Origin of the sequence: Streptomyces afghaniensis (assembly GCF_044327915.1) — a bacterium.
GTDB classification, from domain to species: domain Bacteria; phylum Actinomycetota; class Actinomycetes; order Streptomycetales; family Streptomycetaceae; genus Streptomyces; species Streptomyces afghaniensis.
Window position 1 is genome coordinate 204,413 of sequence record NZ_JBIRGJ010000003.1, and the last position, 10,904, is coordinate 215,316.

8 protein-coding genes and 2 pseudogenes are annotated in these 10,904 nt (G+C 72.8%); 2 read left to right on the plus strand and 8 right to left on the minus strand.

Features of this window, described 5'->3' with window-relative positions; all coding sequences use genetic code 11:
- Positions 1 to 40 precede the first annotated feature (40 nt).
- From ACH4G3_RS11525 to ACH4G3_RS11560, 8 genes and pseudogenes are all read right to left on the minus strand, one after another.
- Complete coding sequence (locus tag ACH4G3_RS11525) at positions 41 to 1,507, minus strand: MFS transporter (protein WP_397624258.1); 1,467 nt, start codon at positions 1,505 to 1,507, stop codon at positions 41 to 43.
- Positions 1,508 to 1,573: 66 nt separating this feature from the next.
- On the minus strand, positions 1,574 to 2,596 hold the full coding sequence (gene fbaA / locus ACH4G3_RS11530; protein WP_243379769.1) for a class II fructose-bisphosphate aldolase: 1,023 nt from the start codon (positions 2,594 to 2,596) through the stop codon (positions 1,574 to 1,576).
- A 133-nt stretch (positions 2,597 to 2,729) separates the two neighbouring features.
- Entirely contained in the window at positions 2,730 to 3,278 is a 549-nt protein-coding gene (gene pyrE / locus ACH4G3_RS11535) for an orotate phosphoribosyltransferase (protein ID WP_397624259.1), read from the minus strand.
- Positions 3,279 to 3,288: 10 nt separating this feature from the next.
- Positions 3,289 to 4,077 (minus strand): aldose epimerase family protein, encoded by a 789-nt coding sequence (locus ACH4G3_RS11540; RefSeq protein ID WP_397624260.1) that lies wholly within the window; start codon positions 4,075 to 4,077, stop codon positions 3,289 to 3,291.
- 51 nt (positions 4,078 to 4,128) lie between these two features.
- The gene (locus ACH4G3_RS11545; RefSeq protein ID WP_397624261.1) at positions 4,129 to 5,412 is read right to left on the minus strand and encodes an SRPBCC domain-containing protein; all 1,284 of its coding nucleotides are present in this window, start codon (positions 5,410 to 5,412) and stop codon (positions 4,129 to 4,131) included.
- Between the two features lie 115 nt (positions 5,413 to 5,527).
- The gene (locus ACH4G3_RS11550) at positions 5,528 to 7,183 is read right to left on the minus strand and encodes a polyamine aminopropyltransferase (protein ID WP_397624262.1); all 1,656 of its coding nucleotides are present in this window, start codon (positions 7,181 to 7,183) and stop codon (positions 5,528 to 5,530) included.
- A gap of 121 nt (positions 7,184 to 7,304) precedes the next feature.
- Entirely contained in the window at positions 7,305 to 7,832 is a 528-nt protein-coding gene (locus ACH4G3_RS11555; RefSeq protein WP_397624263.1) for a DUF2617 family protein, read from the minus strand.
- A gap of 1,793 nt (positions 7,833 to 9,625) precedes the next feature.
- A pseudogene (locus tag ACH4G3_RS11560) lies at positions 9,626 to 9,817 on the minus strand (site-specific integrase); the annotation flags it as partial.
- A 43-nt stretch (positions 9,818 to 9,860) separates the two neighbouring features.
- Between ACH4G3_RS11560 and ACH4G3_RS11565 the strand changes: the two are divergent.
- Positions 9,861 to 10,184 (plus strand): annotated as a pseudogene (locus ACH4G3_RS11565) (UTRA domain-containing protein); the annotation flags it as partial.
- Positions 10,181 to 10,849 carry a YdcF family protein gene (locus ACH4G3_RS11570; RefSeq protein ID WP_397624264.1) on the plus strand — a complete coding sequence of 223 codons (669 nt, stop codon included), beginning with the start codon at positions 10,181 to 10,183 and terminating at the stop codon, positions 10,847 to 10,849. The pseudogene ACH4G3_RS11565 and the gene ACH4G3_RS11570, both read left to right, overlap by 4 nt.
- The last annotated feature ends 55 nt before the right edge of the window (positions 10,850 to 10,904 follow it).

Consider the following 10,904-nt stretch of genomic DNA (forward strand, 5'->3'; position numbering starts at 1 on the left):
CAACCCGGCGGAGCGGCGACTGCCCGCGGCCGGGCCGGTCCTACGACAACCGCTTGCGCACCGGCTCGCCCTCCAGCGGCGGTGCCGTCACACCCCCGTGCCTCAGACACTCCGGCCGCTTGCACCCCGGCGGCGGCCTGCGTACCACCGCCGCCGCGACGACCGCCCCCACCACCAGCGCCCCCGCACACCACGCCATCGCCTTCCCGAAGGCGACATCGAACGCCCCCGGCTCCCGGTAGGCCTCCTCCCCCATCCCCGCCAGCAACGGCAACGCCGCCACCGCCACCAGCCCCGCCGCCCGGGCCGCCGCGTTGTTGATCCCGCTGGCCAGCCCCGCCCGGGACACGTCCACCGACCCCAGCACGGTCGCCGTCAGCGGCGCCACCAGCGTGACCATGCCCAGCCCGAGCACCAGCAGCGCCGGCAGCACATCGGCCACGTACGACGCCCCCGGCCCGACCCGCAGCATCAGCAGCATCCCGGCGGCGCACAGCAGCGGTCCCACCGTCAGCGGGATCCGGGGTCCGATCCGGTCGGCCAGTTCCCCGGACCGCGCGGACAGCAGCAGCATCAGCACGGTCGTGGGCAGCAGCGCCGTACCGGCGGCGAGGGCCGAGTACCCCACCACCACCTGGAGCTGGAGCGCGGCGAGGAAGAAGAACCCGCCGAGGGCCGCGTACACGCACAGCGTGACCAGGTTGACGGCCGTGAACTGCCGGGACGCGAAGATGTCGGTCGGCATCATCGGATCGGGCCGGCGCCGCTCGACGACCACGAACGCGACGGCCGCGGCCAGCCCGGCCACCGCCGAGACCGCCACCACCGCACCGCCCCCACCGGCCTCGATCAGCGCGTACGTCACCAGCGCGAGCGCCAGCGCCCCCAGCACGGCCCCGAGCACGTCGAACCGCCCGTGCGCCCGCTGGTCCCCCGACTCGGGCACGTGCCGCAAGGCGACCGGCACACACAGCAGCGCCAGCGGAACGTTCAGCAGGAACACCCACCGCCAGCCCGGCCCGTCCACCAGCCAGCCGCCGACGAAGGGCCCGACCGCCGCCCCGATCCCGCCGAAGCCGGACCACAGGCCCACCGCGCGGCCCCGGTCGTCGGGGTGGAAGGACGCCTGGATCAGCGCCAGCGACCCCGGGGTGAGCAGGGCGCCGCCCACCCCTTGCAGGGCACGCGCGGCGATCAGCACCCCGGCGTTCGGCGCGATCCCGCACAGCAGGGACGCCACCGCGAACCACACCACGCCGATGACGAACACCTTCCGGCGCCCGAAACGGTCGCCCAGCGCCCCGCCCAGCAGGATCAGCCCGGCCAGCGTGACCATGTACGCGTTGACGGTCCACTGGAGGGCCGCCAGGTCCGCGTCCAGGTCACGGCCGATGCGGGGCAGCGCGATATTGACAACGGTGGAGTCCAGCAGAGCCATGCTGGAGCCCAGGACGGTGGTGAGCAGGATCCACCGGCCCTGGGGCGAGGCGATCCGCACGTCGGCCATGCAGGGAGCATACGGAAGAGCCCGGCACCACAGGAGGTGCCGGGCTCCACGCGAGCGAACCGGGACTTACTTGATCTTCGTGCCGGTCGAGCGGAGGTGGCCGCAGGCCTCGACGACGCGCTGCGACATGGAGGCCTCGGCCAGCTTGCCCCAGGTGCGCGGGTCGTAGGTCTTCTTGGAACCGACCTCGCCGTCGACCTTCAGGACACCGTCGTAGTTGCGGAACATGTGGTCCGCGACCGGACGCGTGAAGGCGTACTGCGTGTCCGTGTCGATGTTCATCTTGACCACGCCGTTCTCCAGCGCGGTGCGGATCTCCTCCTCCGAGGAGCCGGAGCCGCCGTGGAAGACGAAGTCGAACGGAGAGGCCTTGCCGAACTTCGCGGCGACGCCCTCGTTCAGCTCCTTCAGCAGGTCGGGGCGCAGGACGACGTTGCCCGGCTTGTACACGCCGTGCACGTTGCCGAAGGACGCGGCGAGCAGGTAGCGGCCCTTCTCGCCCAGGCCCAGGGCCTCGGCGGTGCGGATCGCGTCGTCGACCGTGGTGTAGAGGGAGTCGTTGATCTCGTGGGAGACGCCGTCCTCCTCGCCGCCGGTCGGGGTGATCTCCACCTCGAGGATGATCTTCGCGGCGCGGGCCTGCTCCAGCAGCTCCTGCGCGATGGAGAGGTTGTCGGCGAGGGTCTCGGCGGAGCCGTCCCACATGTGCGACTGGAACAGGGGGGCCAGACCGGCGTCGACGCGCTTCTTGGAGAGCGCCAGCAGCGGACGTACGTACCCGTCGAGCTTGTCCTTCGGGCAGTGGTCCGTGTGCAGCGCGATGTTCACCGGGTACTTCTCGGCGACGATGTGCGCGAACTCGGCCAGGGCGACCGCGCCGGTCACCATGTCCTTGCTGTACTGGCCGCCCAGGAACTCGGCCCCACCCGTGGAGATCTGGACGATGCCGTCGCTCTCCGCCTCGGCGAAACCGCGCAGTGCCGCGTGCAGGGTCTGGGTGGAGGTCACGTTGATGGCCGGGTAGGCGAACTTTCCTGCCTTCGCCCGGTCCAGCATCTCGTTGTAGACCTCGGGAGTTGCGATGGGCATGCGTCCGCTCCTTGTATCTGCGGGTTGGCGTACTGCGTTGTCGGCCCTGACCTAGACCTTGGGGTGCGACGTCATCGTCGGCCCCATCTTTCCAGACTTGGCCGGAAGGTCCAGGCCACCGTCCACGCCCTGGTCAGTCGAGGCCCAGCTCGTCCTTCGAGAAGGCGAAGAGGTACGGCACCCCGGCGCCCTCCTGGATCTTCTCCGCGGCGCCGGTCGCCCGGTCGACGATGGTCGCGACGGCGACGACCTCGGCCCCGGCCTCGCGCACGGCCTCGACGGCGGTGAGCGGGGAGCCGCCGGTGGTGGAGGTGTCCTCGACGACCAGCACTCGGCGGCCGGCGATGTCCGGGCCCTCTACGCGCCGCTGCAGACCGTGCGCCTTGGCGGCCTTCCGTACGACGAAGGCGTCCAGGCGCTGCCCGCGCGCGGAGGCGGCGTGCAGCATGGCGGCGGCGACCGGGTCGGCGCCCATGGTGAGCCCGCCCACCGCGTCGAAGTCGAAGTCGGCGGTCAGGTCCAGCAGCACCTGCCCGACCAGCGGGGCGGCCTCGCCATCGAGCGTGATGCGCCGGAGATCGACGTAGTAGTCGGCCTCGATGCCAGACGACAGGGTCACCTTGCCGTGCACCACGGCCTTGTCCTTGATCTGCTGCAGCAGCGCGCCGCGTGTGTCCGTCATGCCGCCCAGCTTAGAGGCGGCGCCAGCTCCAGGTCGTGGTGGCCTCCAGCGGCTCCAGGGGCGTGACCAGGCGCGGTGCGGTGTTGAGCCCGTTGGGCGGGCCGGTCTGCGGCTCCACGCACACGGCGGCCTCCTGCTCGTCGTAGACGACGACCCACTCCTCCCGGCTGGTCACCTTCAGCTCCAGCTGCCCGGGCCAGGTGAGGGTCACGTCGACGCCGCCGGGCATCCCGAAGCAGTCGTCCCAGGGGCCGGGCTTCGGCTCGACGCGGTTGCCGGTGGGCAGGTGGTCGTCGCCGCGCTCCTCCTGCCACGCCGGGTCGAAGTCGAGCGTCACGTCCTCGCCGCCGAGGTTCCGGTTGAACCACGGGTGCCAGCCGATCTGCGCGGGGAACGACGACTCGTACGTCTCCACGGACATGGTCAGCGTCAGCGCGTCCTCGGTGAGGGCGACGACCTGGGTGACGCGGCCCGGGTGGGGCCAGGGGTCGACGAGTTCGTAGGTGATGACGGCCTCGGCCGTGCTCGTGCGGGCGGTGCGCCAGGCGCCGTCGCGGGCGGTGCCATGGATGGCGTGGGGCGGGGCGTTGAGGGGCATCTGCCGCACGGCGGCGCCGTCCAGGAACCGCCCGTCCCGGATCCGTCCGCACCAGGGCACCATCGGGAAGCAGCCGAACCGCTCCCCCTGCCGGAGCATCTCCACGCCGCCGATCCGCAGCCCTCCGACCCGGCCGCCGTTGCCCGGCTGCACGGTCACCTCCGCGTCGCCCGCGGTCAGCGTGATGTCTTCGTCACTCACGGGACGACCCTACTGGGGTGATCAAGAGGGCCTCACGTGGTGCGGGCGTTTTCAGCGGCGGCGGCGCAGGGCCCGGACCGCCACGACGGCCGAGGCCAGCGCGAGCGCTGCGGCGGGGGCCGCCCAGCGCAGCGGGGCCGAGGGCATCACGGTCTGCGGCGCGGGCACCGGCGCGTACCGCCCGCGCGGCGGCGCGTGATCGACCTCCTCGGCACTCCGCCCGATCATCGTCCGCCGCGCGTGCGCCGCCTCGGCGATGTCCTCGTCGTCCCCGTCCGTGGGCCCGGGAGAAGACGGCGGAACGTCGGCGCCGAAGGTGGTGGGGGGCTCCGGGGCAGGGGCGGGGGGTTCGTCGGCGGGAGCGGAGGCGCGAGCGTCGTCGCCGCCGGCGGGGGCAGGGGGCGCGTCGGTGCCGTCCGGGGCCGGGGGCGCGTCGGTGCCGTCCGGGGCCGGGAGCGCGTCGGTGCCGCCCGGGGCCGGGGGCGCGTCGCCGCTCCCGGGTGCGGGAGCGTCGTCGGCGGCTGCCGGAGCAGGGGGCTCGTCGGCGGCTGCGGGAGCAGGGGGCTCGTCGGCATCGCCCGGGGCCCGGGGCTCATCGCCGCCCCCGGATGCGCGAGCGTCGTCCGCGATGTCGCCGGAGGCCGGCGTCTTGTCGTCGGGTCCGGGGGCGGAAGCCTCCCCGGCGCCCCCGGTCGCCGAAGCCTTCTCGGCAGCCCCGGCGGTCCGGCCCTCGCCGGCCGCACCGCCGGCCGCGGGCCCCGACGCCCCGGCCTCCTCGTCGGACTCGGGCGTGGCACCCCGCTCGGCCGCTGCCGGGGGCGGTGGGGGCGTGTCGTCCGCGTCCGGGGTCGTCTCGTAGTCGGTCGTGGCGCGGGGTTCGAAGTCCTGGGTGGCGAGGGGCATGGTCGGGTCCGGGGCTGCCGCGGCCAGGTGTTCCGCGAAACGGTTCAGCAGGCGGGTGACGGCGCCCTCGACCGCATCGGACGGGAGGTCCTTGATCCGTCCGTCCACGGCGGCCGTACCGGCGAACACGACCGTCGTGCCGTCCTGCGCGTCCCGCAGGGCGATCCGCAGGGCGAGTTTCACCGAGCCGGTGCCGCGGGCCTCCGTGGCGTCGCCCTCGACGGCGTACGCCCCGTCGTCCCCCAGGGACACCCGTACGGCACCCCGGTACGTGACCGAGTGGCTGCCGACCCGGATCTTCAGCCGCCCGGCGACTGGCTCGGCGCCGGCGTCCTGCTGGAGCCCCGGAACAGCCCGGGCGACCCGCGCGGGGTCGTCCAGCACCTCCCTGAGCCGCTCGGCCGGAACCGGAACGAACACCTCGTGCTCCATGTGGACGGACTCTACCCAGCACGCGCCGAAACGCACCCCCGCCTTCGGGATTAGCCCCCGATCCGCCCCCACCAGGCGTATCCTCACCCGCCCTCACCAGGCCGCCCGGGCCCGCTCAGTAGCGCGGATGCACCAGCGTCGACGCGGGCAGCCCCGCGATCCGCGTGGCCCGTGCCGCCCGCTCCCCCGCCGCGAGGGTCGCGTCGTCGACGGCGTACGGGCGCGGGCCGTCCGGGTCGAGGCGCGGCCGCGGCTCGGTACGGGCGGCCAGGACGAAACCCCAGTCCCGGGGCGCCCGGGAGCGGTCGGTGGGAGTGCGGTCGGGGCCGACGGCGAAACCGGCGTGGCGGCCGCCCGTGCCGTACGGGGCGGTGCGCAAGCCGGCCGCGCGGAGGGTCGCGTCCACCGTCCAGAACACCCGCGGGCTGGACGCGACGGGCCCGGCGTGCACCACGAGCCGGCCGCCGGGGGCGAGCACCCGCCGCGCGAGGCCGTAGAACTCCTGCGAGTACAGCTTCGTACTCGCCGTGATGCCCGGGTCCGGCAGGTCCGAGAGGACCACGTCGTACGCCCCCGGGGGCGCTCCGCGCAGCCAGCCGAAGGCGTCCTGCGTGGTCACGCGCACGCGCGGGTCGCCGAACGCGTGCCTGTTCAGCGCGGACAGGGCCGGGTCGGTGCGGGCCAGCCGCACCACCTCCTCGTCGAGTTCGACGACGTCGACCCGTGCCACCCCGGGATGCCGCAGCACCTCGCGTGCCGCCAGTCCGTCACCGCCGCCGAGGATCAGCACGCGCGCGTGCGGTCCGGTCATGGCCGGGTGGACGAGGGCCTCGTGGTAGCGCAGTTCGTCGCGCCCGCTGACCCGCAGCCGGCCGTCGAGGAACAGGTCGAGGGGCCGGCCGTCCGTACCGCCGGCGAGGACCACCTCCTGCACGCCGGTCTGGAGCGCCACGCGTACGTCGCCGCCGTACACCGCCTGCCGCGCGGCCCGTTCGAAGTCGTCGACGAGGACGGCGGCCGAGGCGAGGACCGCCAGCACCAGCACGTTGGCGGCCAGCAGCAGCCAGCGGGCGCGCCGGGTCAGGTCCCGGCGGAACAGGCCGAGCACCAGCGCGCCCCCGATGACCGCGTTGACGGCGCCGGTGAGCAGCGCGCCGGTCAGCTGGCCGAAGAACGGCAGCAGCAGGAAGGGGAAGGCGAGTCCGCCGACGAGCGCACCGACGTAGTCCGCGGCGAACAGGTCGGCCACCGCGCCGCCCGCGTCCTGGCGGCGGATGCGCTGGATCAGCTCCATCAGCAGCGGGACCTCGGCGCCGATGAGCAGCCCGGTCGCGAGGGAGAAGGCGACCAGGAGGCAGCGCGGCCCGCTGGCCCACATCCCGCCCCAGTCGCCGGTCCAGGCGAAGACCGCGTGGAGGGCCATCGCGCTGCACCCGCCGACGAGGGCGAGGGTCGCCTCGACCGCGCCGAAGCCGGCCGCGGCGAGCCCGCGCAGCCGTTTCGCGGCGAGGGAGCCGATGCCCATCGCGAAGACCATGACGGACAGCACGACGGACGCCTGGGTGACGGAGTCGCCCATCAAGTACGAGGCGAGGGCGACGAGTTCCAGCTCGTACACCAGTCCGCAGGCCGCACAGACGAACACGCCCGCGAGGACCAGGAACCGTCCGATGCCCGGCCGGACGGGCAGCCGCGCCGGGCCGCCGGGGCCGCCCGGGGCGCTCCAGGGCGGCGGGGAACCGGGCGGGGCGGGCGCGTGCGGCTCGATCACGCTGCGACGTTACGTCACGCCTCGACTGCGGTTCGTCACCCACACGTGTGGTGCTGGTTTACAGAGGGCCGATCACGGTACGAGACCGGGTTTGCCGCGTGCGTGCCATCTGGGCGGAGATTCAGTTGGCGGTGGCCGCCGCCGGCATCCGTACGCCCACCTTCGTACGGGTCGCGACCAACTGGCCGTCCTGCGGGTAGGCGTGCCAGGTCCGCCAGTGCACCTGGCCCTCGTGGTGCTGGGCCAGCAGTGCCGTGAAGGCGTGCGGGCTGCCGGGGAAGACGCCGGCCAGACCGTGCGGGTGGTCGGAGACGAGGGCCAGCAACTCCTGGGCGCGGCCGGCGAAGGAGCCGGGCGATAGGGCCTCGACCCGGGCCGCGAACTCGTACTCCCAGTCGCCCACCCGCTTGGCCACGCCGAGCGGGAGCGGAGTGCTGCTGCCCGGGATGCACGCCACCGTCTCCGAGCAGATGCCCCGCTCCTCCTCCAGCAGGACCTGGTGGGACGCGCCGAGAAGTCGCAACTGCAGTTTGGTGCCCGCCAGTTCGAGGTCGAGCGTGGCCAGTGCGGGGAGCGGCTCGCGCCCCAGGGCCCAGGCGAGATCGGCCGCGCGCGTGTCGGTGTAGGAGGTGTTCAGGGTCGTGAGCATGGATCGGCTCCGCAAGCACACAAGGAGAGGGAGATGGGTCCGCTGCGCCCCGGCCGTACGGGGGATTCGGCCCGGGCAAACCGGTCGGCCGGTTTCAGGAAGGTGTCCGCAGGACGTCGAGGCTGCGTTGGTGATTGAGAGGGAATCATGAACTGTCGCGCCGCAACAGCGTTTTTACCCAAGTTCGTAGGGTTTCCATCCCTCAGAGGGCTCCACAGCTCAACTGTTCAACTACGGCGTGCGCCGGTGCCGTGGAGGCGTGCGCCGGTGCGCCGCGACTCACGCCTGGAGCCGGGACGGACGGGCGCCCGGGCCACGGACGGACCCCTGAAGTGCCCGCTTGACGGGCGCAGTTGCCGCAGTCACGCCTCGACGCGGCGCTCCATGACCACAGTTGTCCTACAGGCATGCGAAATTGCCAGAACACACTCCGAGTCACCCGACAGGGGTCCGACACATCCACCGGACGGGAACCTCGGCCTCCGTCCGCGGGGGCCCTGTGCGCGGGATGGTGGCGGCGAGACCCCCGACGGACGCACGTCGGCTGACGCTGGGCCGACCCACCTCCGCCCCGCACGGAGCCCCCGGCCATCCGGCGCGCGCAAGCCCCGGCCCCGTCGGCACGGAAACCTTTGACATTCGGGCTCGCACAGGGCCCCGTCCCTCCCCGCCGGCACGGAGACTCAGGGCCTCGCCCGCACACGCCCCCAGGCCTCCCGCCGACACGGAGACCCCGGACCTCCAGCCCGCACACGACCCCGAGCCTCCGGGCCGCACAGGCCCGTGGGCCTCACGCCCGCACCCGCCCCCGGCCCTCCTGCCGACACGGAGACCCCAGACCTCAAGCCCCCACACGACCCCGGAGCTTCCGCACCGCACAGGCCCCTGGGCCTCCGACCCGCACCCGCCCCGGCCCTCGGGCCCGCCCCAGGTACTGACCCTCGCCGGCGCGGAGACCCCGGACCTCAAGCTGACACACGACCCCGGGCTTCCGGACCGCACGGGCCCTGGGCCTCCGACCCGGGGCCCAGACCTCAGGCCCGCCCCCGGCCCCCCTGCCGACACGGAGACCCCAAACCTCAAGCCCCCACACGACCCCAGGCTTCCGGACCGCACGGACCCCCGAGCCTCAGACCCGCACCCGCCCCCGGCCCTCTGGCCGCACACACCCCGGCCCCCGGTCCCCGGCCCCCGGCCCCCGGCCCCCTGCCGGCACAAAAACGCAACGCGGGGCCCGCCCCAGGTGCGGGCCCCGCGTTCGGTGGTTGCGGCTTCCCCGTCGGGAGCGCGACTGACGTGTGTCAGCTGCCTCCGCCGCCGCAGCCTCCTCCTCCACCGCCCCCGCCGCAGGACGAGCCGCCGCCGCAGGAGTGGCCCCCGTGGTGTCCGCCGGACGAGCCGGAGTCTCCTCCCCCGGCCCACCAGCTGCCGCCGCTGTCGTGGCGCGACGACCCGGTGGACGCCCACCCCCCGCGACGGGCGGTCCGTCCGGATCCGCCACTGCGGGCCTTCGATACCAGCGCCCCGACCAACAGGACTCCGATCACCGCCAGGATGATGCCGACGACCATGGCGTCACCCTCCTTCCGTTTCCCCCGAAGCGGCCCCCCGTGGGCGCCTCGCTCTTGCGTGAACAGGGGATGCCCGCCCCCCGCACGCCCCAAAGCAGAGTTGAGGAACTTCAGAGCCTTCTCACGGGGTAACGGCCCCTGACCTGCACTGAGGGGCAGGTCAGGGGCCACCCGCGGGTCACTGGACCGTCTTGGGCCGTGATGTCCCCAGGAGACGCGCTGAAACACCGTGTCGATGGCACGGCGGGCCCGTTGGCGGCTCTCGGGCCTGAGGTGGGCGTACACCCGCAGCGTCAGCCCTGGATCAGTGCGCCCCATGTACTCGCTGACAGCCTTGATGTTCTCGCCCGCATCCAACAGTGCGGAGGCGTAGAAGTGCCCCACGGCGTGCATGCCGTGCTCGCGCGCTGACTCGTACTTGCCGTCGTCGTCTGGCCTTGGAGGCTGAAGGCCTTAGCCGGAGCACGTCGAGGGGACACGCATCGTCGACCCTGCCCCGGGGCCTGCCGGCCGTGGCGGCGGATACCGGGTCCTCTCCGACGCCGGATACGAGATCGACCACATGCGAGAGGTCCTGTTCGCCCGCGTCCCGGCAACGGATGAAGTGCAGCTCCTACAGCTCCCCGCCGACGAGCCCGTGGTCGAGCTGCACCGGACCACGTACACCGCAGATGGCACGGTGGTTGAGTTCGCGGTGGGCATTCACGCGGCTTCTCGCTTCGCGTGGGAGTACGACTTCAAGGTTCCCGACTCGGCACAGGACAAGAAGGGGCAGGAATGATCTCGGCACAGGCATGGGCGGATGCTCGACTCCTGTGGGACTACCACTTCATGCACCATGACCCACGTCCGTGTTCAGCGGCGGTGGCGCTGGGTAGTCACGACCTCGGTGTGGCTGACGTGACAGCGGAGCTGTACCACCAGGGCATGGCACCTGTCATCGTCTTCACGGGGGCCACGAGCCCCACGACCCGGGCGCGCATGCCGCGCGGGGAAGCTGTGCACTACCGCGAGCGAGCGTTGCAGCTAGGTGTGCCCGAATCCGCGGTACTCCTGGAACCGCGCGCCACGAACACCGGCGAGAACATCGAGTTCACGAAAGCGGTGCTGGCAGAGGCCGACGTCAAGGTCTCGTCCGTCCTGCTCGTGAGCAAGCCGTACGAAGAGCGGCGCTCGTACGGCATGATGCGGAAACTCTGGCCCGAGGTCGAGGTGGTGTGCGCATCCACATCGATGGGCTTGGACGAGTATGCCGACTCCATCGGCGACGCTCGCATGGTGATCGCCATGATCGTGGGCGCCCTGCAACGAGTGCTCAGCTTCCCGAGGTTGGGTCTTACCATCGAGCAGGATGTACCCGACAACGTCGTAGCAGCCTTTGAGCGGCTGTGCGCCGAAGGCTTCACTAGCCGACTCATGCCAGCTGACGTTGCTTCAGCCGCCTGACGTCAGAGAAGGGGTACGTCGTGGCTGGGGCGGTCGGCTCCGCGGCTTTACGGAG